The organism is Microbulbifer okhotskensis (assembly GCF_023895975.1).
In the GTDB taxonomy this organism is placed as follows: Bacteria; Pseudomonadota; Gammaproteobacteria; order Pseudomonadales; family Cellvibrionaceae; genus Microbulbifer; species Microbulbifer okhotskensis.
Window position 1 is genome coordinate 16,748 of record NZ_JALBWM010000022.1, and the last position, 22,395, is coordinate 39,142.

The following is a 22,395-nucleotide window of genomic DNA, read 5'->3' on the forward strand; positions in this document are numbered from 1 at the left end:
ACTGGGACGGAGAAAAAGCCTCAACATAAGTGGCTACCTAACCCACGTACTGATGTGCCCGTGCGAGAGTGAGGTTGTTGTGAGTGATTTAATTCCCACCCGTGAAGAACAGGAAGGTGATGGCGAAGTTCGCTATCGCATGTTGTATGAGTCGGAAGACAAGGTTTATATCCGCCATATTCGCGGTGTGTTTACCCGTATCCGCAAATATACCGGTCTGCCGCTGCTGCTGGCTTTTTTCTTTCTCCCTTGGATCAATATTGATGGACGCCCATCGGTCTTCTTTGATCTGCCCACCCGTCAATTCCATATTCTCTGGACCACTTTCGGCCCTCAGGATGGCTTTCTCTTAGCCTGGCTGCTGATTATTGCCGCTTTTGCTTTGTTTGCCATCACCACTTGGATGGGGCGGGTGTGGTGTGGTTTTACCTGTCCGCAGACGGTCTGGACCATGATGTTTATCTGGGGCGAGCGCATCTGTGAAGGTGACCGTAACAAGCGCATGAAATTGGATAAAGCCCCTTGGAATCTGGAAAAGGTTTTGCGCAAGGGCGGCACTCACACCATCTGGCTGCTGATCTCCCTGGCAACGGCGCTGGCTTTCGTAGGTTATTTCTATGGGGTCCGTGATCTCGTGGTGGATCTGGCCACATTCAAAGCCAATCCACAGGGTGTCTTCTGGGTCGCCTTTTTTACTTTCGCCACTTACATGAATGCGGGCTTCTTGCGCGAGCAGGTGTGTAAGTACATGTGTCCCTACGCGCGCTTCCAGTCGGTGATGTACGACCAGGATACCCTCGCTGTTTACTACGATGCCAAGCGCGGTGAGACCCGCGGCCCACGCAAGAAGACGGTGGACTATAAGGCAGAAGGTATGGGCGACTGTATCGACTGTTACTGGTGCGTCCAGGTGTGCCCGGTGGATATCGATATTCGCGATGGCATGCAGTATGAATGCATCAATTGTGGTCTATGTGTTGATGCCTGTAACAGTGTTATGGACAAGATGGAGTACGAGCGAGGGCTGATCCGTTTTACCTCGGAAGATGAGTTACAGACCGGCAAGACCCGTTTCCTCCGTCCGCGACTGTTCGGCTATGCACTGATCCTGCTGACGATGACCGGTTTATTTGCTCAGCAGGTGGTTACCCGCAGCCCGATCGAAGCTGAGGTCTCTCGTGACCGCGGCGTCCGTATGTTCCGGGAATTACAGGGGCAGGTACAGAATGTGTACATGATCAAGATCACCAATATGGACCAGACGCCTCACGAGTTTTCGATCAAAGTGCAAGGTAAGACCGGTTACGACTATTCGGTTCGAAAGCCCAGGAAGATTTATCTGGTGCCGGGAGAGATTTTCTCTGTACCTATCCGGGTAAGCGTTCCGACGGCACAGCTGAAGGAAGCCAAGCACGACATCGAGATTATTGTTGAGGCAGTCGATAATCCTGAGCTGATTGTTAAACGCCGAGCGGCGTTTATTGGTCCACAGCAGTAGACGGGGCTCTCCTCCCGTTGCAAAGTACGGGCCCGCTCAGGCGGGCTCGAATTTTTGTATAAAACGGTAACTTTTTGGTAACGCGATGAATAAACCAACGGCAAATCCCTGGTATCGGGAACCCTGGGCCTGGATGGTCCTGGCACCACTGATTGCAGTGGTCGTAGTGTCTACAATCACCGTCTCGATAGCGGTGCGCTTTGCTGACGACCAGGTCAGTGACACCTACTACAAAGACAGCCGCATGTACCACTTTAGCGCCGACCAGGACATCCGCGCCAAGGAGTTGGGGTTGGCTGCGAGGGTCCAATTCCAACGACCCGAGCGTAGGGTTACGGTGGAGCTGGATGGTGATCTTGATTATCCCAAGATTCTGCTGCTCACCTTGAGCCACCCGGTGGAAGCTGACCTGGATCAGCATATCCAGCTGTCGCAGCTCGCCATAGGTCGCTATCAGGGCACATTGCCCAGCGATGTAGAGAACCGCTGGTACCTTCGTCTGATGCCTGAACTCGATCCCGAAATGCACCAGCAAGCGGAATGGCGTTTGAAAGGTGAGGTTAACTTCGATCTCGGCGATGCCGTGCCACTGAACGCCGTGAGTCAATGACGTCTACTGCTTCTTCCTGTTTTCACTGTGGGCTTCCTGTTCCCCCCGGTAGTCACCACACGGTGGTTATCGAGGGGGTTGCCCGCAGTATGTGCTGTCCCGGTTGTGAAGCGGTGGCTGGTGCTATTGTTTCCGGCGGTTTGGATGGCTTCTATCGCTTTCGTGAGAAAGACAGCGATAGACCGGAGGAAGCACAGCCACGCGACCGTTGGGCCGCCTATGACCTGGCGGAAGTTCAGCAGCAGTTTGTGCACGACTGGGATGATGGTGGCAAGATCGCCGCTCTGTTGATCAGCGGTATTACCTGTGCCGCCTGTGTCTGGTTAATTGAAAAACATCTGGGTCAGCTGGACGGCATCAAAAAGGTTTCGGTCAACGCCAGTACCCAACGGGCACAAATTGCATTCGATCCGACAATGATTAAACCCAGTGAGCTGTTTGCGGAATTGGAGCGGATCGGCTATCGACCGGCGCCGGCCACTGCGGCCAATCGCGAAGTGGTGATCCAAAGTGAACACCGCGCTGCATTGCGCCGCCTGGGTGTCGCCGGGCTTGGCACCATGCAAGTAATGATGTTTGCCATCGCCTTGTACTTCGGCGCCGCCAGCGGTGATGGTATCGGAGAGTTTGAACGCTACTTCCGCTGGGTTTCACTACTGGTGGCTACACCAGTGGTCTTCTACGCTGCACGGCCATTTTTTAATGCGGCACTACGCAGCCTGCGCGCCCGCCATCTGAGTATGGACGTGCCCGTATCCCTCGCGATTGGTCTGGCCTACGGCGCCAGCTTTTACGCCACAGTGTTTGGCACTGGAGAAGTGTATTTCGAATCTATCGCCATGTTTACCTTCTTTCTGTTACTGGGGCGCACAGTGGAGATGCGCGCGCGCCACCGCGCGGGTCTTGCCAGTGGTGGATTGGCCCAGCTGCTGCCGATGACGGCGGCCAAATACCAGGACGGTGAAGTGGTTCATATTCCAGTGGCGGCACTGGCTGCTGGCGATCAAGTGCTATTGCGCCCGGGAGATACGGTCCCCGCTGATGGGGAAGTATTAGAGGGCGAAAGCGGAGTGGACGAATCCCTGCTCAGCGGTGAATCGGCACTGCAGCAGAAATTCGCAGGCAGCCCGGTATTTGCGGGTAGTGTTAATGGCGACTCTACGCTGACGATCAAGATTACTGCAGCGGGGCAGGCAACACGCCTCTCTGCTATTGAGCGCCTGGTGGAGCGGGCGCAGTTGGACAAGCCCCAGCAAGTGGCCCTGGCGGACAGAGTTGCCGGCATCTTCGTCGCGGTTGTGCTGTTTGCCGCAGTGGCTGCCTTTGCTGTCTGGTGGCAAATCGATCCGGGCCGCGCCTTCTGGGTGTCTCTGTCGGTTCTGGTGGTGACCTGTCCCTGTGCTCTATCGCTGGCAACACCGGCGGCTCTGGCCTCGGCAACGTTGCGCTTACAGCAACTGGGCCTATTGGTCGCCGGGGGCGCACTACTGGACACCCTGCCTCGCATCGGCCGGGTGCTGTTTGACAAGACCGGTACCCTGACCCGTGGAGAGCCGAGAATCCTGGCCATCGAGCTACTGCGCGATGGTTGGAGCGAGCAGCGCGTTAAAGATGTCGCCGCAGCGTTAGAATCCCAGACTAATCATCCATTGGCCCGCGCGTTTCGGGCCTGGCGTGGCAACTTGACGGCCAGCCAGTTGAAAGTGCATACGGGCAGCGGTTTGGAGGGGCAGATTGAAGGTGCCCTCTATCGACTGGGCAAAGCCGATTTTGTCACGGGTGAAAAAATGTCGCTGCCAGAGGGGCAGGGGCAGTGGCTACTGCTGGGAGATTCGAAAGGGGCGATTGCCTGGATTGCGCTGGGGGACAAACTTCGCGCTTCCGCCACGGCTGCGGTGGATCGACTGATCGAGCTGGGTCTATCGGTTGAACTGCTCAGCGGGGATCAGTCTGCAGAAGTGCAGCGCCTGGCACGACAGGCGGGTATAGATAACTTCCGCGCTGGTGCATCCCCGGAAGACAAGCTCAGCCATATGAAACAGTTACAAGGTGCTGGCGACAAGGTATTGATGGTGGGCGACGGTATCAATGATGTGCCAGTGCTCTCCGGTGCGGATGCGTCTGTGGCAATGATGTCGGCGGCAGACCTGGCCCAGTCGCGCGCCGATGCCATTTTGCTCAATGGCGATCTTCAGGTACTGCCCAGAGCTATCGAGCTGGCGTACAAATGTCGGCGGATTGTTCGGCAGAATCTCGCCTGGGCATTGGGCTACAACGCCATAGCGTTACCGTTGGCTTTTTGCGGATTGGTGCCGCCCTGGGCTGCAGCTATTGGAATGTCATTCAGCTCTCTGGTAGTGGTTCTCAATGCGCTGCGCTTATCGCAGGCTGAGGCCGGTACCGAAGATAATCCTGCAATTTCCCGGGCCGGGGTGCCGGGTCTTGCTGATTGAAAAGAGGTGTCATTGATGGAAAGTCTTTATTTCCTGATTCCCATCGCAGTGATTTTGGTCGGTTTTGCTGTGAAGCTCTTTTTTTGGGCGGTGAACAACGGTCAGTACGATGACCTGGAGACTGAGGGTCGGCGGATTTTATTTGACGATGATATGCAGCGGGCCAAGCCTGAGACAAAAGAACAGCAGGAGAAGTAAGTGGGGGACTGGGGGTTTTTAGCTGCAGCGTTGGCGATTGGTTTTCTGGGTAGCAGCCACTGTATTGGTATGTGTGGTGGTATTTCCGGCGCGCTGGGCATGGCCGTGCCGGGTCAAAAAACGGCTTGGCTGCAGCTGGGTTCTTATCAGTTGGGCCGTCTCGGCAGCTATGCACTAATGGGCGCTCTCGCCGGTGCTCTGGGGGCGGCGGCGTTACCCGCGCTGACACCGTTGCGCTTTGCTGCGGGCATAATGTTGATCCTTATGGCCCTGTATATTGGGGGAATCTGGCAGGGATTGGCGTGGATAGAAAAGGGCGGCAGTTATCTGTGGCGCTATGTTCAACCTCTTTCCAGGAAACTGCTACCAGTGCGTACTGCGGGCCGGGCTCTGGCGCTCGGCTCTCTGTGGGGCTGGTTGCCCTGCGGACTGGTGTATAGCGCCCTGACCTTTGCCCTGGCTCAGGGTAGTGCCGAGCGGTCCGCTATGGCGATGTTCGCTTTTGGCCTGGGAACAGTGCCAGCCATGCTCGCCACTGGTGTTGCTGCGGCCCAAGTGCGCAGTTTTGTGCAGAAGCCGGGGGTTCGCTACGGATTCGCTGCGGCAATTATGGTGTTTGGACTCTGGACCCTCTGGGGCGCTATGGGGCACGGCGGACATGGCGATCACGCCAATCATGGGTCAATGACCGGTATGGAAATGCCCGCTGCAGAAGAGAAAGAGCAGGAACATCATCACCACCACTAATGAGTGTTGGGGGTGTCTTGAGTTCCTGTTCCGGTTAAAAACCATGAAAGGCTTTTTTCAACAATCGGTTAGAGATCGATGCGCAGGGAGAGGTCGATAGCGCGGAGGTGTTTGGTCAGGCTGCCCGAAGAGATATAGTTCACCTCTAGCGCTGACAGCTGCGCGATCCGGTCCCGGTCGACACTGCCAGAAATCTCAATTTTTGCTTTGTTCTTCGTCAGCGCCAGGGCGACTCGGGTATCTTCATCGCTGAACTCATCCAGCATGATGACGTCGACACCGGCGGCCAATGCCTGCTCAAGTTCACCAATAGTTTCTACCTCCACTTCAATCAAGGCTTCTGGTTTGATCACGCGGGCCTGGGCGACAGCTCGATCGATACCACCGGCGGCGGCAATATGGTTTTCCTTAATCAGAAAGGCATCGTAAAGTCCGATGCGGTGATTATGGCAGCCGCCACAGAGTACGGCATATTTTTGTGCACTGCGCAGGCCCGGAATGGTTTTGCGGGTGTCAAGAATTTTGACTTCAGTGCCTTGTGCTTTCGCCGAAAACTCAGCCGCCGTGGTGGCGGTACCGGACAGGGTTTGCAAAAAGTTCAGCGCGGTACGCTCGCCAGTAAGAATGCTACGAGCATTGCCCTCCAGCTCAAAAATCACCGCGTTGGCGCTGAGTTGTTCGCCATCTTCATAGTACCAGGTGAGTTTTAGCTCTCGGTCCAATGCGAGGAAAACGGCCTCTACCCAAGCGCGACCACTCAAGGTGCAGTCCTCGCGGGTGATCACGCGGGCGCGCGCAGAACGGTCTTCAGGTATTAGCTGGGCAGTGATATCGCCGTCTCCAATATCCTCTTCCAGAGCCGCCTGCACCGCGCGTTGCAGGTCGATGGTAATATTGGGGATGACTGTGTCTTGTGGTCGCATTGGGGAACCTCGAAATTAACGCGGGAGGAGTTTACCAAAACCCATCGGATTTGGATTGTCCAAGGAGGTCAAAGGTCGATTAGCAGTTGACTCCACATATGGCTGTGACAAGGGTCTCAAATATGTCGTAGAACTGTGTAAAAAAGCCCCATAACGCAGGTAGAATGACCCGATATAGATAATTGATCGCAGTATTTGGGGCAGTCAATACGACGCCTTGAAATCTTGTTATTAGCGACCAAAACTTGAGTAAAATCAAGAGCTTCGGCACATTCTTCAGGCATGATCGCGGTGATAAAATAACGTTGTGAAGCCGAGGCCTTGTGTGTGATAGAAGAGACATCCGGGCTCACGGCAAAGGAATTTTCTGGGGATTATTCCGCTCAGAGCAGCCGCTTTCCCGGTGGATAATATTTAGTGTCGGCCTGAGCGCTGTAAATCGGACGGCATTCTAAGGACCTCTTGGAAATGAGTGAATCCAGTAAGGTAGTTTCCCTCTCAGAGAAAAGCGGGGCGCGTATCCCTTCTTCAACAGGTAAACCCGCTGTTCTGCCCTCTGCGGTGGCAATGCTGAAAGAGAAAGCGACGTCGCAGTTGCTCGAACAGATTAAAGCGCTGTTTGGCAAAGTGGACGACTCTTTATTTGCCATGGCTGAGCGTGCTCACGGCCAGGAAGAGCAGGACGGGCTTTTCCAGGCGTTACGTTTGTTGCGCGTTGAGCGCCGTAATATTGCCGAGCGCTTTATCCAGAATGTGTCCCGCGCCTTTCAGGTTCGTCAGGAAGAGCAGGCTGTGAGCAGTTTTGCTTCGGATAATCTGTCGCTGGTTCACAATGACGACTTAGAACAACTGGTTGCCGCCGATACGATGGTGGCCAATGCCAAGCGCGACTTTGCTGAGCCTCTTACCGAGCTGTGTGTACGGCTTGATACTCTTTACGCGGTGAAGGTCTACGACAAAAACAATCCCCTGGGCCCCGACGTTATCTGCGATGCGTTTGTCGACGCGATACAGGAAATGGATTTGTTTATCCACGCCCGCCTCACTCTGCTGAAAAAGTTTGAGCAGGTCGTGATGTTGCACCTGCGCGATTTCTATGAGTTTTGCAATCAATTGCTGGTGGAACAGGGCGTACTGCCCTCACTGCGTGAGCAACAGCGGGCCGCGAGACAGCGCTCCGTTTACAGCGCACCGCAAGCTCCAGGTGCTGCCGGTACTTCAGGTGGCATACCTGCTGGATCAGCAGTGCCAACAGGCGCTCAGATTCCACTAGGCGGCGCCCCGGTTAGCGGCCATTTACCGCCGGGTTTGATTCCGGCAGCGGCTGGAGTTGCTCCCATGCCGGCTGGGGATTTGTTGTCACACCTGGGCGCCCTGCAAAGTGGTAGCCACTACCAGGGTGCCAGCGCGATTCAGCTGTTGAATGTGGGAGAGCTGCTGCAGCAGCGACTGGTAGATTCCAATCAAGCTGCTTCGCTGGCAAAAGTCGATAGTGATGTGATCAAGCTGGTCGAAATGTTGTTCTCTTTTATCTTGGAGGACCGCAGCCTCGCCACCCAGATCAAATCACAACTGGGCAGGTTGCAGCTGCCATTGCTCAAAGTGGCTATCGCAGATAAATCGTTTTTCAGTAAAGGCGGCCACCCGGCGCGCAAACTTCTTAACGAACTCGCCGATGCGGCCACCGGCTGGCAGGCTGGTGAAAACTACGAAACCGATTCTCTCTACTGCGAAATTTCCAATATTGTTGAGCAGGTGCTCAATGGATTCGATCGGGATATTAATGTCTTTTCGGTGTTATTGGAGTCCCTGCGAGAATTTATCGTCCGTGAACGCAAGCGTGCGGAAATGTTGGAACGTCGCGTGGTGGATGAGGCCGATGGCCGCGCCAAGACACAGGCCGCTCGTGCTAGGGTTGCAGCGGTAATGGATGCCCTGGTTGCAGAGAGGGACTTGCCGCAGGTGGTGCAGGATTGGCTACAGAAAGTTTGGAACAACGTTTTGTTCCTCACTTGTGTCAAAGAGGGCACCGAGAGCGACGCCTGGAATCGCGATGTGCGTACTGCACGGGATCTGGTGTGGAGTGTACGTGCTCCAATGCCGGATTCTCGCAAACAGCTTTTGAGCCTGTTGCCAGTTTTGCAGGAGCGCCTGCGCGAGGGCGTCGAAGCCCTTTCCTACAATGCCTTTGAAACCCGCACCCTGTTTTCAGGCCTTAAAGAAGTTTATCGCGAGCGCTTTGCTCTCGCGCAACAACTGGCTGAGGAGCGCGAGCGTGCTGTTGCCGAGCAGGTGGCCAGGGAAGTTCGTGCGGCGACTACCGTGGAACCTGAGGCCACCATCGCCGAGGAGCAGGCCGCACAGCCTTTGGTTCAAACAGCTGCACCTGAGCCAGTTAAGCCGCTGGCAGCGGGTATTAGCGCTGAAGAGAGTGCTCCTTCTGGTGCGCTCGAAGCTGCTGCTGAACCATTAGTCGCCGAACCGGAAGAGGCGGCTGTTCCACAAATGGAAGAGCTGGAGCAGGCTGTGGCGAAAGCGGAGGTAGCGGCACCGGAGCAGGATGGCCTGGCACCTCTCGAAGAAACTGACCCCCACTGGCAGATGACCTTCCGTCTCGCTCAGGGTAGCTGGTTCGAATTGAAGCGCTCTGAGGATGAGCAGTTCCGCTGCCGTCTGGCGGCGGTTATTCGCGATATCGACCAATTTATCTTTGTCAATCGCAACGGCGCCAAAGTGGCCGAATTCGCTCGTCTGGAACTGGCCCATGCACTCCGCTCAGCGCAGTTATTGCCGCTGGACGACGGTATGCTGTTCGAGCGCGCTTTGCAGTCAGTGATTGGCAATGTGCGCAAAAAGCGCAGCGAGCAGCGATAGGCCACAGAAACAGTGACTGACAGGTGATGCTTGGTTGGGGACGCCTAGTCGGGGGCGTTTAGCCGGCCGCACCTAGCCGGCAACATCTCCATAAGTTATGTCGCCAGAGTGCTCCGATGCGATTGGCATATCGATCAACGCTTCCATAGAATGGTAACTGCTGGAGCTTCGGATATCGCCGGGGCTGACAATAGGTTGCAGCGGAGATCGTAGATTGAAATTTCAAGTGGAGTCCGGCTGGCTGACTGAAGCGCGCCGGGTTCCGAGCCCTCATTGCAATAGCCGACCGGAAGGCAGCGCCGTGGATCTACTGGTGATTCACAGCATCAGCCTGCCACCGGGACAGTATGGCGGCCCATATATCGATGCCTTTTTTCTCGGGCAGCTGGATATCGACGCTCACCCCTATTTTTCTGAAATCGCTGCCCTGCAGGTCTCTGCACATATCCTGATCGACCGGGATGGGGTGGTCACCCAATATGTGCCCCTGAACCGGCGCGCCTGGCATGCGGGGAAATCCGAATTTAAAGGGCGCAGTAACTGCAATGATTTTTCTATTGGCATCGAGCTTGAGGGGCTCGATACCGATGTGTATACGGATGCTCAGTATTGTGCGCTCGCCGAGGTGAGCGGGGCGATTATGCAGGCTTATCCCGCTATTGATGTGGATAGAATTGCCAGCCATTCGGATATAGCACCGGGCCGTAAATTAGACCCAGGCCCCGGTTTTGACTGGGGTCGCTACCTCGATGAATTGAAACAAATCAGCTGACAGTCCTGCCGCGCTACTTTGCCGTTATTGTACGGCTTTGAGTATTGACTGCGGTATGGACGGTTTTGATAACGTGAAATTATCCCGGACAAGCTATGACTCTGTTAATCGTTTTGATCACTCTGGCCCTGGTGCAAATTTGGGGCTCCGGGGCTCCACTACACCGCGATGGCTGGTTTTTACGCTGGGGTCAGTACCTGGAGCAAGTACCCAGAGTGAGTGGCAATAGCGGTTTTTTGCTCGGCGTAACTATTCTGCTTCCCGTGTTGATGTCTGCCGTGGTGATGGTGATAGCCGAGGGCGCAGTGGGCGGGCTGGGTTATTTACTGATCGGGGTGCCGCTGCTGCTCTACTGTCTCGGCCGGGGTAATTTCAACGACACATTGGCAAATTATTTACGCAATTGGTATCGCGGTGATCTGGAGGGTGCGGCTAAAGCAGTCTCTCCTATTTTGTGTGAAATCCACGAAGCCCCTTCCGATAGTTTACGTTTGCATGAGCAGGTATTTCGCGGTGCGGCCTATTGTGCTTTTGAAAGGCTTTTTGCCGTTTTGTTCTGGTTTATTCTGTTGGGTATCCCCGGAGCAGTTTTATTCCGTTTGAGTGCCCTGTATGCGGAGCACACCCAGGGCACTTCCGGGGAGGCTGCGGCTACGCGTTGGCTTTGGTTGCTAGAGTGGCTGCCGGTCAGGATGATGGGGCTCAGCTTTGCGATTGTGGGTAATTTTGCCGGTTGCTATAGGGCTTGGCGCCAAGTATTGATGTGTCGTGAGCGCGATACCGGCCAGATTCTCGAAGCTTATCTGGAAGGCGCTTTGGGCGGCATCGATGCGAATGAGTGCAGCGCGGGTACCGACGTTTCACAAATTCAGCGTCAGGGCGGCGCCGAGATTGAAGGGCTGCAGGGATTGCTGTCTAGAACCCTTTTGCTGTGGATTACCGGACTGGCACTTTTGGCACTGTTTACCTGATTAAGTTGCGAACAAAGTTTCCCCCGGAGTGAATAGTTGATCTCCGGGGTTTGTTTTTTGAAGTTGTCGTCATTTTAAAAAATTTCCCTCCCTCTCAGCTTGATTTATCGCCCCCTTCCAAGAAGATTGCGCTCGCCTCAGTCCGGCCACAGTATTTCTATAGCGCCCTGTAGCGCCCCCATGGTCAATCGTTGTGCGGCATATACTTATTGGAGGAAGTAAGGTTTGGACGTCTCTGTATTGGAACCGCAAATGCTGTCAGATCTGAGTACTGCAAGTGATAGGGATGCCGCTGCGCTAGTGGCTGGATTACGCGCATATTTTCGCAGTGGTAGTACTGCGGAAGTCAGCTGGCGACGCAAGCAGTTGAGCCAGTTGCGTAAGATGATTTCCGAAAACGAAGAGCGCTTCCTCCAAGTGTTGCACGCTGATTTGCGCAAAGCGCCGCAGGAGGGGTATCTCACCGAAATTTCCTTTCTCTATAACGATATCGACCACACGTTGAAATCCCTGAAAAAATGGGTTCGCCCCCGCAAAGTTAACTCGCCAATGTTAACGCAACCGGCAAAGAGTTATGTGCAGCCAGAACCTCTCGGCGTGGTATTGGTTATCGGCGCCTGGAATTACCCGCTGCAACTGTTGCTATCACCGTTAGTGCCGGTCATTGCTGCGGGTAATTGTGCGGTGGTCAAGCCCTCTGAGCTATCTCCTGCGACTTCCCGTTTGATTGCAGAGTTATTGCCCCGTTATCTCGATAATGACGCTTTTGCCTGTGTTGAAGGTAGTGTTGCCGAAACCACCGCACTGTTGGAGCAGCGTTGGGATCATATTATGTATACGGGCGGCGGCAGGGTCGGCAAAATCGTGATGGGTGCTGCGGCGAAGCATTTAACGCCGGTGACTTTGGAGCTGGGGGGGAAGAGCCCCTGTATTGTCGCTGACGATGCGGATCTTGAGGTCGCTGCCCGACGTATCGCCTGGGGCAAGTTCACCAACGCGGGGCAGACCTGCATCGCTCCGGACTATGTGCTTTGCAGTAAAGATACCGCTAACCGATTGACCCCGCTATTACAACGAGTGTTGAGAGAAATGTTTGGTGAACACCCGCGCGAGTCGCCGGACTATGGGCGTATCGTAAACAGCCAGCACACACTCCGCCTGGCGGATTATCTCGGCGATGGTGAAGTGGTGGCCGGCGGTGAAGTGGATGTCGATGATTGCTATATGGCGCCGACGTTGATGCGTAATGTAAACCTGTCGGCGGGGGTGATGCAGGACGAGGTTTTTGGTCCGATACTGCCGATTGTCGATCTCGATGATTTCTCCAAAGTGGAAGAGTTTGTCAACAACCGGGAAAAACCTCTGGCTCTCTATGTTTTCACTCGGGATGATGCTCTGGCAAATGGGATATTGTCCCGCTGCAGCTCGGGAAATGCCTGCGTCAACGACTGCATGATGTTTATGCTGGCCCAGGATCTGCCGTTTGGCGGTGTTGGCGCTAGTGGTATGGGGGCTTATCACGGCGAACATGGTTTTCGTACCTTCAGCCATTACAAGGCAGTGATGCGGCGCAGAAATATTCTTGATATCGATATACGATATGCACCATACAGCAACCGAAAAATGAAATTCCTGCGCATGTTGAGCAAATAAATTTCTCATCGACAAACCTTGGAACCTGTAGTGCTTGCTCCGTCGCAAATTGAATATTGTTAGCGGTGGATGACCTGGATTATTCCCAACAAACCAATAGACAACCGTGTTATGCCCTCAAATCACAACGACATACCTGCCAGTGAAGATGTGTTTAGCGCTGCCCAAAATATTGCAGGGAAAATTCATCAAACCCCCTTGATCAGTTCGACGCAGCTGAATGAACTGACCGGCACTCAGCTGTGGTTTAAGTGCGAGCACCTGCAGAAAGTCGGTGCTTTTAAAGCGCGGGGAGCGGCCAATGCGCTGTCACTACTTCCCAATGGGGTTGCTGCAGTAGCCACCCATTCGTCCGGTAATCACGGCGCCGCCCTGGCCTGGGCTGCAGCGCAGTGCGGTTTATCCTGTACGGTGGTAATGCCGGAGACCGCTCCCAAGGCAAAGCGAGCCGCAGTAGAGGGTTATGGAGCCAATATAGTGACCTCGGGCTCCAGTCTCAGCGAGCGTGAATTGACACTGGCAGCAGTGCTAGAGGAGACCGGCGCGCACGAAGTACCGCCCTACGACGATAAGCGGATTATTGCCGGGCAGGGCACTGTGGCCCTGGAGCTGGTTCAGCAAAGTCGCGAATTGGGTTTTACCCCAGACATCATAGTGGCGCCGGTGGGCGGCGGAGGGCTACTGGCTGGCGTGGGCTTGGCCATGGCCGCACTTGCCCCAGATGCCCTCGTGATTGGTGCTGAGCCCGCGGGAGCGGATGACGCCCAGCGTTCACTCCGCGGCGGAGTCCATATCACCACACAGGAACCCAATACCATTGCCGATGGCCTTCGCACTACTTTAGGAGCCAGGAACTACGCGGTGATTGGACGTACAGTACGGGATATTGTGACAGTCAGTGAAGCTGGTATCGTGAAGGCCATGCGGCTATTGTGGACGCGAACCAAACAGCTGGTAGAGCCGTCGGCAGCTGTGGGCCTCGCCGCCGTCATGGAGCACAGTGCGCGCTTCCGCAATAAGAACGTCGTTGTTGTACTGACCGGTGGAAATATGGACCTGAGTAAGGTTGGTCCACTGCTATCCAGTGAAGAAAACGAATAAGGAAAAAGCTGGACTATGACCCCATTATTGAAAAAACACTGTCGTAAATTAGTGCGATTGGTTTGCATCACAGCGCTGATGCTGGGCGGAGTCAATGCCGTTGCTGAAAAATTCACCCTTTCATCCAGCTCCTTGAAATCTGGAGAAAAAATGCCCCTGCCCCATGTCTATGGCGATTGTGGCGGTGAGAATTTATCCCCGCAGTTAAGCTGGAGTGGAGCGCCAGAGGGCACCAAGAGCTTTGCGGTAACCGCTTATGACCCCGATGCGCCCACGGGTAGTGGTTGGTGGCACTGGGTGGTATTCAATATTCCCGTTGAAACGACCAGCTTGCCTGAGGGGGCCGGCGATCTTAAGAATGGCCTGGTTCCCGAGGTCGTGCAGGGCCGCAATGATTATGGCAACTCAGGTTATGGCGGAGCCTGTCCACCGAAAGGGCATGGGGATCATCGCTATCGTTTTCGTGTCTATGCCTTGAAGGTGGAAACCCTGCCGCTGGAAGAGGACGCCTCTCCGGCCAAAGTCGGCTTCAACATCAATGCCAATAAATTGGCCGAAGCAGAACTGGAAGTGTTGTGGGGCCACTGAGCTAAAAACTTAATCACACTTTTTTGACCATTCTGCGCGGGGATACCTGCCGCAGCCGTTCAGGCTTTGGAGGCCGCGCTTGGATAACTTGCAGAAGCAACTGACATGGGGGCAGGCACTGGGCGCCTATCTGAAGCCTCGTGTTCTCACCATGTTTTTTCTTGGCTTTTCCGCTGGTCTACCGCTGTTGTTGGTTTTTTCCACGCTCACCGCCTGGCTGCGGGACTACGGGGTTAGTCGCACGGCCATCGGTTTTTTTGCCTGGGTGGGCATTACCTTTTCGATCAAGGTGCTTTGGGCGCCGATTATTGACCATTTACGGATACCGTTATTTACCGACAGATTGGGCAAGCGCCGTGGCTGGATGCTGGTATCGCAATTGGGGGTGGCGATTGGCCTAGTGGGTATGGCCAGTGTGAACCCGCAGTTATCCCTTTTGCAGGTTGCCCTGCTGGCCCTATGGGTGGCTTTCTGTTCAGCCTCTCAGGATGTGGCGATTGATGCCTATCGAATAGAAGCCATGGATGAGGACTATCAGGGAGCCATGGCCGCCAACTATGTGTTTGGATACCGGGTGGCAATGTTGATTGCTGGGGCCGGCGCACTATTTATTGCAGATATTTTCAGTTGGTCCGGTGCTTACCTGACGATGGCGGGGTTGATGGTCGTCGGTGTTATCACCACTCTGGTAATTGCCGAGCCCGATCACTCCAAGGTCAATAAAGAGGCCGAGCAACTTCAGAGTGAGTGGGCGCAACGTTTGTTGGGCAAGGGAGAGCACGGGCGGTTGGAACAGTGGTTTGTTTGCGCGGTAGCCTGTCCCTTTATCGAGTTTTTCCAGCGCAACGGTCGCTTCGCTTTGGTTCTTTTACTGTTTATCGGTATTTTCCGTTTAAGTGATATCGCGATGGGGATAATGGCCAATCCCTTTTATTTGGATCTGGGCTTCAGCAAAACGGAAATTGCTGAGATCAGTAAGCTGTTCGGCTTCTTCTGTACCATTATTGGCTCCTTTGCCGGCGGGCTTTTAGTGGTGAGATACGGCGTTTTACGCCCATTGATACTCGGTGCGGTAATGGTCGCCTGTACTAATCTGTTGTTCGCCCAGCTTGCCGTGATTGGCCCTGATAAAGCGTGGCTGGCGCTTGTGATCAGTGCCGATAATATCAGTGGCGGCATCGCAAATGCCGTCCTGATTGCCTACCTTTCCAGCCTTGCCAACAAGGCTTATACCGCCACTCAATATGCCCTGTTCAGTTCCTTGATGACACTGCCGGGTAAATTTATCAGTGGCTTCTCCGGTATGGTGGTCGATGCGCAAGGTTACGCTCAATTCTTTATCTATGCGGCCCTAATGGGTATTCCCGCAATAGTGCTCTCGATCTATTTTTGGCGGCGTGAACAGCGGGCGTGGACTGGCGAAGAGCCGCAGCCCGGTTCACGGGTGACCTGACGATGCACTCGCCAGTATTTTTGCCGGAACACCAGCCTATCGATTGAGATGGCTGTCTGGGTGTTCCGGTATTTACCCTTCACCCTCTTCTCACTTCTCACTTCTCACTTCTCACTTCTCACTTCTCACTTCTCACTTCTCGCCTTCTCAGCGGATAGTGACACCTCTCCAGGCATTTTCTCCGGCTTGTGTCTATGGTGGTTGTAAAGGTGAAATTTGCTCTTCCACACAGAATTTTCCGCTGTCATTGATTTTCTGCTTGAGTCTTGGAGGTGCTTTGGTGTCAGTGATAACTGCTCCTTAGGGTGATTCACCCATCCTATTCTCTAGAATGATAATCAGCGAATAAAAGCGACAAGCTATGGCCCACGAAACAGTTCGGGAGGCAGTGTTTAATCGGCGTATGCTGATCTGTATTGGCACCGGATTCTCTTCGGGGATGCCTCTATTTGTGTTGATACAGTTGGTGCCTGCCTGGCTGCGCACCGAGGGCGTAGATCTGGCAACGATTGGTATTTTCGCGCTGCTGGGATTGCCATATACCTGGAAGTTTATTTGGTCTCCTTTAATGGAGCGCTATGCGTTCCCTATGTTGGGCCGCCGGAGAGGCTGGATGCTGGTGACGCAGCTGCTGCTGATAGTGTCGATCGGCGTCCTCGGCATGTTCAGTCCGCAGTTTGATATCTGGACAATTGCGGCTCTGTGTTTCGGAGTCGCATTTTTCAGTGCCAGTCAAGACATAGTATTGGATGCATTTCGTCGGGAGATCCTGCCGGATCAGGAATTGGGGCTGGGTAATTCCTTCCATGCCAACGCTTATCGTATAGCGGGATTGATACCGGGTTCTCTCAGTTTGATCCTCTCCGATCATTTGGCTTGGGATCAGGTTTTTATGATTACTGCGGCGTTTATGTTGATCGCTGTGTTTATGACACTGATGGTGGCGGAGCCAAGACATCCTGCCGAGCGCCCAAACTCATTGCGTGAGGCTATCGTTTTACCCTTTGTTGAATTCTTTAATCGCAATGGCGTACAGCAGGCCATACTAGTGCTCGCCTTTATGTTCCTTTACAAGCTGGGTGACAGTATGGCCACGGCATTGGCCACGCCTTACTACCTGGATATGGGATACACCAATACTGATATCGGCATAGTGGCAAAAAATGCCGGTCTTTGGCCTGCGGTGATCGGTGGTTTCTTTGGTGGATTGTTGATTGTGAAGATCGGGATCAACAAATGCCTGTGGATTTTTGGGGTTGTTCAGCTTGTTTCTATTTTCGGATTTATCCTTTTATCTGAAGTAAACGGCGAGCTGGTGGGTACCCCGGGGTTTAATCCCAGTCTCTGGTTGCTGGCGGTAGTGATTGCCTTTGAATATCTCGGCGTGGGTCTTGGCACTGCTGTATTTATTGCATTTATCGCGCGCACCACCAGCAAGTTGCATACGGCAACACAATTCGCTTTATTTACCGCACTTACGTCCCTGCCGAGAACCTTTGCCAATGCATCCACCGGCTATTTGGTAGAGGGTGTGGGCTGGACCCACTTTTTCCTGTTGTGTGCGGCCCTGGCGGTGCCCGGTATGGTGTTGTTGATTTGGGTGGCACCCTGGCACAATGATGAAGTGGCGTAAATAATCGGCAGCCTAATTGGAGTTGTTGAACAGGTTTCACGTGGTTTTCCAAATGGGTTTGGGGCCTGAACCGTTGTGTTTGTGTGAGCAGACTGCGGCAAAGTGAAAGGGGGGACCCGGCCGGGACCTAAGGTCGCCAGCGGTATTTACTCATATCCACACGCCCTTTGAGCAGTGTGATTCCCTCGTGTTCCAGGCGTTTACGTTGGCGGCTGGCGCCCGGTTCCGGCAGAGAGATACGCCCTTGAGCGTTGATAACCCGATGCCAAGGAAGTTTGGTGCCTCTGGGTAGCTTTCGAAGGGTTTGACCCGCTAGTCGAGCGGCCCGTGGGTAACCGGCCATCTCAGCAAGGTCCCCATAGGTCACCACTCGGCCTTCGGGGATCGCCGCCAGAACCCGGCATATTCTGTCAAGAGCGCTCTGTTCTTTCACAAAAACCTCTAACTTCAGACGTTTCATGCTTTTTAGCGGTATTTTTCCGCTGTTCGTGCAAGTTAAAATTAGTTTTTATCGATTTATTTACGGATACTTTAACAGTACATAGGGTCACAGTCTCATTGGCAATCTGGCATCGACTGAGATGGCGTGCCACATTTTTCGAGTTGTGGCATCATGGTGCAATTGCCACGGTTATTTGCACCGTTCATACACCTAGAAAGTCCAAGGTTTTCCTAGTGGTTTTATCGACACGACTCCCCCGGCTATTTGCCCGAACCCTCCTGTTTCTCGCTCCCTTACATGTTCAAGCCGGCGTGCTGACTTTGGAAAATGGTGATCGGATTCAAGGCGAACTGGTGCTGGTGGAAAAAGATCAGGTTATCTGGAAATCAGAAACTTTCGGTGAGGTAAAAGTCGATAAATCCAAAGTTGTTTCTATGGATATCGATACCGATATAAAAATTGCCGGCAGGGATGAACCCTGTACATTGGCAGGCCATCGTAAGGAACAGTGGGAAGTTTACTGTGACGAAGGAAGAGGCTGGCTGATAGATTTTCCCGGTATTGAGCGCGCAGAACCCTATTCGAAGTTTACCGGTAGTCCGGTATTGTTCGGCGGTAATATTACTGCTGGAGGGGTATTCGAAAGCGGCAACCGTGAGCGCGAAGACCTGGATGCCAATATTAATCTGGATATACGCCACGGGGATTTTAATCACCTAGTGGGTTTGGTTTACCAGAATCAGGAAAGCGAGGAAGACGGCGACCTGGAAAAATACCAGCTCAATTACGATCTGCGCTGGATTTTTTCTGAGAAATGGTTTGCCGCGGCCAACAGCGAACTGGAAAGGGAAGAGGCGCAAAACCTGGAATTGGGCACCACGCTTGGTTTGGGTATGGGTTACCTGTTTTACGACACCAGCAAAACTTCTTTCTCTCTCGAAGGTGGTGTCAGTAGTCTGCAGGAAAACTTTATCGATGAAGAGTTGAGCGAAGACCAAGACGATCGCTATGTCGCCGGTCGTGTAGCGCTTAACTACCGCTACAAATTTTCCCTGGGGCCTGAGGTGTATTTTGACCAGGAAACCCTGCAATCTTTCGATCATAGCAACGATTTTGAAGCAAATGCCAAGCTGGGGGTGCGCACGCCGCTGGTTGAAGGAGTGCTGATGGAAATCGGTTACGAATGGCAGTACGACAATACACCGTCACTGGAAAGTGAAAAAGAGGATACCAAGGTTACGGTTGGTATCGGTTACGAATGGTAGTACCCCAGTGGCCTCTATCTAGCAGGCTAACAGGGCAGTCAAAACGATAAATCTAAAAAAACAGCGACGAGGAGTTCAACATGCAAATCGCCGACAGTATTGTTGCGATTACAGGGGCCGGTCAGGGCTTGGGCCGTGCAATGGCTGAGTATTTGGCCGCGCGAGGCGCACGCCTGGCGCTGATTGATGTCAATGAAGATGGTCTCAAAGACAGTGTTGCGGCCTGCGAAAAACTCGGTGCAGAAGCCCGCAGCTACGCGATCAATGTCGCCAGTGAAGAAGCCGTGGATTCCGGTTTTGCACAGATAGCGGCAGACTTTGGTGGCCTGCAGGTGTTGGTCAACAATGCGGGTATTATGCGCGATGGCCTGCTGCTCAAATGTAAAGAGGGCAAGGTGACTGATCGTATGTCCTTGGCCCAGTGGCAGTCGGTTATCGATGTAAACCTCACCGGCGTATTCCTTTGTGGTCGTGCCGCCGCTGGCATTATGGCTGAAAGCGGCAAGGGTGGAGTGATGATCAATATTTCCAGTTTGTCTCGCGAGGGCAATATGGGACAGACCAATTATTCCGCGAGTAAAGCAGGTGTTGCCGCAATGACAGTAACCTGGGCACGCGAACTGGCCCGCTATGGCGTGCGGGTTGCCGCTATTGCGCCGGGCTTTATCGGTACCGACATGGTTGCGCAAATGCGCCCGGAAATTCTTGAAGGACTGGTAAAACAGGTGCCTCTACGTCGACTGGGTGACCAGGATGAAATTGCCTCAACTGTGGCATTTATCTTGGAAAACGATTTTGTTACCGGCCGAGTGATGGATATTGACGGAGGTGCTCGTCTGTAGAAACACTCGTTGAACGGACACAAAAAAGGGTGAACTAGGTTCACCCTTTTTTGTGTCCTGGTGTTGGGTAATGGGCCTTGAGGTATTGTTAACTCAGGCGCGTAGCACCATCGGCGCGGAATTTTGAATACAACACTTGCCATAGTTGCAGGGTACGCCCACGGAATGCACCGGCGTAAGACAGAAGGTAGTAGCGCCACATTCTATAGAAGCGCTGGCCGTAACGATCGGCAAAGTGCGGCCAGTTTTGTTCGAAATTTTCGTGCCAGGCCATTAGGGTTTTATCGTAGTAGTAGCCAAAGTTATGTAGGTCCTCCCCCACAAGCAGCCGGTCTGCGGCATCCCCCAACTGTCCCGGGGAAGGCAGCTCTCCACCGGGGAAAATATACTTTTCCGTCCATAGGTCTGTGTATGCATTGCGGTGATTGTTGCCAATTGTGTGGAGCAGCATCAACCCGTCCTTACTCAGGCAACGTTCGGCCATCTCCATAAAAGTACGATAATTTTTGCGTCCTACGTGTTCAAACATGCCCACGCTGGCGATGCGATCGAAGGGTTCTTTGAGCTCGCGGTAGTCCTGTAGGTGCACGGTGATGGGCAGCTCAGCATAGCGCTCTGCCACATAGGCCCGTTGCTCGCGTGAAATGGTAACGCCGACGCACTCCACTTGATATTTCTGTGCAGCGTAGCCAATCAGGCTTCCCCAGCCGCAGCCGATATCGAGCAGGCGCATCCCTGGCTTTAGCTCAAGTTTGCGGCAGATAAGATCCAGTTTGGCCTCCTGGGCCTCATCCAGCGTTTCCGCCTCCTTCCAATAGCCACAGCTATAGGTAAGGCGGCTGTCGAGCATAGAGGTATAGAACTCATTGCCTAGATCGTAGTGCTGTTCTCCCACATCATAGGAGCGATTCTTGCTTTGCAGGTTCATCATATAGCTTCGCAAGACACGCCAGGAGTAGCGCCAGTTTTTCACATTACTGTTGATGCCAGCCATCAGCAGCCGGTGGAAGAACTGGTCAATCGCTTGTACATCCCAATCGCCGCGCATATAGGTCTCACCCAGTCCCAGACTATGCCGGGCGACGATTTCGTCCAGGGCTGCCTCCCTGTGGACCTGTAGGTCCCAGGGTCGCTCCCCATTTATCTGGATGTCTGCTTTTGCCAAAATATCGTCCACCAAATGGCGGCTGCGACCGATGGCTGGCATCTCTACGGCGTCCTGCTGCTCGCTTGCCATTCAAGCCTCCCTCATCTCTGGTTATCGTGGGGATGAATAAGGCGCCCTTGAATAATTTGCCTCCCCACTCCATTTACTACAGCATATTGAAAAACCTTGACCACTCCGGCTCTCTACGAAGCTGGTTAATTAGGAATTCCCTCAATGAGCCCATTACTACTTCTATTTATAGCCCTACCTGTACTCGAAATGTGGGTGTTGATCACCGTAGGAAGGGAGATTGGCGCCTTGCCAACCATCGGCCTAGTCATACTGACCGCTGTGGTTGGATTGGCATTGCTACGTCGCCAGGGTATTTCCACTCTAATGCGGGCGCAGGAAAAAATGCGTAGCGGAAATATCCCCGCCAAGGAGATGGTTGAAGGGATATTTCTCGCCGTGGGTGGTGCACTGCTGCTTACCCCGGGCTTTATTACCGACTTCTTTGGCTTTATCTGCCTGATACCGGGCCTTCGCAACCTGCTCCTCGGCTTTCTTCTCCGTCACATCACGGTGATTCACCCAGAAAGCTTCAGCCAGCCGCGACCGGATAAAAAAGATAGCGATATTATCGAGGGAGAATATTCCCGGCATGAGAAGCGCTCCGTGGAAGATAAGCGCCCCAAGCCATAATTCGCTCAAATAATGCACAGATTGCTGGTGGTGAGAGTTTGCTTTTCAGTTTTTTCGCCTGATGGTGTTGAAATCCTTATTCGCGCCCTTAGATAGTGATCAGCTATGAATTAAGCCCCGCCTCTGGGAAACAGAGAGGGGTGAGGTTACCCGTCGATAAGACTGGTAGCGCCCATGTTGGAAAACCTTAAAAAGACTCAATGGAGAACTTATCCATGAATATTCGTCCTTTACATGACCGCGTCGTAGTACGTCGTAAGGAAGAAGAAGCGATGTCAGCCGGCGGTATCGTGCTGCCAGGCGCTGCCAAAGAAAAGCCGAACCAAGGTGAAGTGGTAGCCGTGGGTGAGGGCAAGCAGCTGGACAATGGCGACGTTCGCGCATTGTCAGTCAAGGTGGGTGACACTGTTGTATTCGGTCGCTACGCCGACAGCAATACCCTCAAGATGGACGGCGAAGAGCTGATCATCATGAGCGAAGGTGACATCTACGGCGTGTTGGAAGGCTAAGGCCAGCCTTTAAC

The 22,395-nt window shown here is 53.7% G+C and carries 20 protein-coding genes; 17 read left to right on the plus strand and 3 right to left on the minus strand.

The genetic code is table 11. From position 1 onward, the window contains the following. The first annotated feature begins 79 nt into the window (after window positions 1–79). The 5 genes from ccoG (at window position 80) to MO867_RS07475 (ending at window position 5,506) form a co-directional block, all read left to right on the plus strand. Entirely contained in the window at window positions 80–1,498 is a 1,419-nt protein-coding gene (gene ccoG / locus MO867_RS07455; RefSeq protein ID WP_252465692.1) for a cytochrome c oxidase accessory protein CcoG, read from the plus strand. Between the two features lie 85 nt (window positions 1,499–1,583). Beyond that, a complete protein-coding gene (locus tag MO867_RS07460) occupies window positions 1,584–2,108 on the plus strand; it encodes a FixH family protein (RefSeq protein ID WP_252465693.1) in 525 nt (174 codons plus the stop codon). Beyond that, a complete protein-coding gene (locus MO867_RS07465; RefSeq protein ID WP_252465694.1) occupies window positions 2,105–4,561 on the plus strand; it encodes a heavy metal translocating P-type ATPase in 2,457 nt (818 codons plus the stop codon). The genes MO867_RS07460 and MO867_RS07465 overlap by 4 nt, the downstream gene beginning before the upstream one ends. 15 nt (window positions 4,562–4,576) lie before the next feature. Then, window positions 4,577–4,759 carry a cbb3-type cytochrome oxidase assembly protein CcoS gene (ccoS, locus tag MO867_RS07470; protein WP_252465695.1) on the plus strand — a complete coding sequence of 61 codons (183 nt, stop codon included), beginning with the start codon at window positions 4,577–4,579 and terminating at the stop codon, window positions 4,757–4,759. Then, complete coding sequence (locus tag MO867_RS07475) at window positions 4,760–5,506, plus strand: sulfite exporter TauE/SafE family protein (protein ID WP_252465697.1); 747 nt, start codon at window positions 4,760–4,762, stop codon at window positions 5,504–5,506. It begins immediately after the preceding gene. Between the two features lie 68 nt (window positions 5,507–5,574). Here the strand turns inward: MO867_RS07475 and nadC are convergent, their stop codons facing one another. Beyond that, window positions 5,575–6,429: a carboxylating nicotinate-nucleotide diphosphorylase gene (nadC, locus tag MO867_RS07480; protein ID WP_252465699.1), complete on the minus strand. Its 855-nt coding sequence runs from the start codon at window positions 6,427–6,429 to the stop codon at window positions 5,575–5,577. A gap of 468 nt (window positions 6,430–6,897) precedes the next feature. On the opposite strand from nadC, the gene MO867_RS07485 reads away from it, so the two are divergent. The 8 genes from MO867_RS07485 (at window position 6,898) to MO867_RS07520 (ending at window position 17,474) form a co-directional block, all read left to right on the plus strand. Then, window positions 6,898–9,303: a DUF1631 domain-containing protein gene (locus MO867_RS07485; RefSeq protein WP_252465700.1), complete on the plus strand. Its 2,406-nt coding sequence runs from the start codon at window positions 6,898–6,900 to the stop codon at window positions 9,301–9,303. 214 nt (window positions 9,304–9,517) lie between these two features. Beyond that, a complete protein-coding gene (ampD, locus tag MO867_RS07490; protein ID WP_252465701.1) occupies window positions 9,518–10,075 on the plus strand; it encodes a 1,6-anhydro-N-acetylmuramyl-L-alanine amidase AmpD in 558 nt (185 codons plus the stop codon). 95 nt (window positions 10,076–10,170) lie between these two features. Then, a complete protein-coding gene (gene ampE, locus MO867_RS07495; RefSeq protein ID WP_252465702.1) occupies window positions 10,171–11,046 on the plus strand; it encodes a regulatory signaling modulator protein AmpE in 876 nt (291 codons plus the stop codon). Between the two features lie 225 nt (window positions 11,047–11,271). Beyond that, the gene (locus tag MO867_RS07500; protein ID WP_252465703.1) at window positions 11,272–12,699 is read left to right on the plus strand and encodes an aldehyde dehydrogenase family protein; all 1,428 of its coding nucleotides are present in this window, start codon (window positions 11,272–11,274) and stop codon (window positions 12,697–12,699) included. 69 nt (window positions 12,700–12,768) lie between these two features. Then, window positions 12,769–13,800, plus strand: a complete 1,032-nt coding sequence (locus tag MO867_RS07505; RefSeq protein WP_252465704.1) for a threonine ammonia-lyase — start codon at window positions 12,769–12,771, stop codon at window positions 13,798–13,800. Window positions 13,801–13,815: 15 nt separating this feature from the next. After that, a complete protein-coding gene (locus MO867_RS07510; RefSeq protein WP_305884237.1) occupies window positions 13,816–14,388 on the plus strand; it encodes a YbhB/YbcL family Raf kinase inhibitor-like protein in 573 nt (190 codons plus the stop codon). Between the two features lie 79 nt (window positions 14,389–14,467). After that, the gene (locus MO867_RS07515) at window positions 14,468–15,841 is read left to right on the plus strand and encodes an AmpG family muropeptide MFS transporter (RefSeq protein ID WP_309143298.1); all 1,374 of its coding nucleotides are present in this window, start codon (window positions 14,468–14,470) and stop codon (window positions 15,839–15,841) included. A 361-nt stretch (window positions 15,842–16,202) separates the two neighbouring features. After that, window positions 16,203–17,474 (plus strand): AmpG family muropeptide MFS transporter, encoded by a 1,272-nt coding sequence (locus MO867_RS07520; protein WP_252465705.1) that lies wholly within the window; start codon window positions 16,203–16,205, stop codon window positions 17,472–17,474. Between the two features lie 127 nt (window positions 17,475–17,601). On the opposite strand, the gene MO867_RS07525 is transcribed toward MO867_RS07520, so the two are convergent. Then, a complete protein-coding gene (locus MO867_RS07525; RefSeq protein ID WP_309143299.1) occupies window positions 17,602–17,907 on the minus strand; it encodes an MGMT family protein in 306 nt (101 codons plus the stop codon). Between the two features lie 242 nt (window positions 17,908–18,149). Here MO867_RS07525 and MO867_RS07530 point away from each other — a divergent pair, with 242 nt between their 5' ends. Further along, window positions 18,150–19,181 (plus strand): DUF481 domain-containing protein, encoded by a 1,032-nt coding sequence (locus MO867_RS07530; protein WP_252465708.1) that lies wholly within the window; start codon window positions 18,150–18,152, stop codon window positions 19,179–19,181. 80 nt (window positions 19,182–19,261) lie between these two features. Continuing rightward, window positions 19,262–20,023, plus strand: a complete 762-nt coding sequence (locus MO867_RS07535) for an SDR family oxidoreductase (RefSeq protein WP_252465709.1) — start codon at window positions 19,262–19,264, stop codon at window positions 20,021–20,023. 88 nt (window positions 20,024–20,111) lie between these two features. Here MO867_RS07535 and cfa read toward each other — a convergent pair whose 3' ends face one another. Then, complete coding sequence (gene cfa, locus MO867_RS07540) at window positions 20,112–21,260, minus strand: cyclopropane fatty acyl phospholipid synthase (protein WP_252465711.1); 1,149 nt, start codon at window positions 21,258–21,260, stop codon at window positions 20,112–20,114. A gap of 144 nt (window positions 21,261–21,404) precedes the next feature. Here cfa and MO867_RS07545 point away from each other — a divergent pair, with 144 nt between their 5' ends. Together MO867_RS07545 and MO867_RS07550 are read left to right on the plus strand one after the other, a co-directional pair. Next, window positions 21,405–21,872, plus strand: coding sequence for an FxsA family protein (locus MO867_RS07545; RefSeq protein ID WP_252465712.1), 468 nt, complete (start codon window positions 21,405–21,407; stop codon window positions 21,870–21,872). A gap of 215 nt (window positions 21,873–22,087) precedes the next feature. Continuing rightward, a complete protein-coding gene (locus tag MO867_RS07550; RefSeq protein ID WP_252465713.1) occupies window positions 22,088–22,381 on the plus strand; it encodes a co-chaperone GroES in 294 nt (97 codons plus the stop codon). Window positions 22,382–22,395 lie beyond the last annotated feature (14 nt).

Coding starts and splice junctions, on each gene's coding strand:
- MO867_RS07520 (WP_252465705.1), top strand. CDS start 16,203: ATGGCCCACGAAACAGTTCGGGAGGCAGTGTTTAATCGGCGTATGCTG.
- ampE (WP_252465702.1), top strand. CDS start 10,171: ATGACTCTGTTAATCGTTTTGATCACTCTGGCCCTGGTGCAAATTTGG.
- MO867_RS07465 (WP_252465694.1), top strand. CDS start 2,105: ATGACGTCTACTGCTTCTTCCTGTTTTCACTGTGGGCTTCCTGTTCCC.
- MO867_RS07460 (WP_252465693.1), top strand. CDS start 1,584: ATGAATAAACCAACGGCAAATCCCTGGTATCGGGAACCCTGGGCCTGG.
- MO867_RS07535 (WP_252465709.1), top strand. CDS start 19,262: ATGCAAATCGCCGACAGTATTGTTGCGATTACAGGGGCCGGTCAGGGC.
- nadC (WP_252465699.1), bottom strand. CDS start 6,429: ATGCGACCACAAGACACAGTCATCCCCAATATTACCATCGACCTGCAA.
- MO867_RS07505 (WP_252465704.1), top strand. CDS start 12,769: ATGACCTGGATTATTCCCAACAAACCAATAGACAACCGTGTTATGCCC.
- cfa (WP_252465711.1), bottom strand. CDS start 21,260: ATGGCAAGCGAGCAGCAGGACGCCGTAGAGATGCCAGCCATCGGTCGC.
- MO867_RS07510 (WP_305884237.1), top strand. CDS start 13,816: ATGACCCCATTATTGAAAAAACACTGTCGTAAATTAGTGCGATTGGTT.
- MO867_RS07550 (WP_252465713.1), top strand. CDS start 22,088: ATGAATATTCGTCCTTTACATGACCGCGTCGTAGTACGTCGTAAGGAA.
- ccoS (WP_252465695.1), top strand. CDS start 4,577: ATGGAAAGTCTTTATTTCCTGATTCCCATCGCAGTGATTTTGGTCGGT.
- MO867_RS07545 (WP_252465712.1), top strand. CDS start 21,405: ATGAGCCCATTACTACTTCTATTTATAGCCCTACCTGTACTCGAAATG.
- MO867_RS07485 (WP_252465700.1), top strand. CDS start 6,898: ATGAGTGAATCCAGTAAGGTAGTTTCCCTCTCAGAGAAAAGCGGGGCG.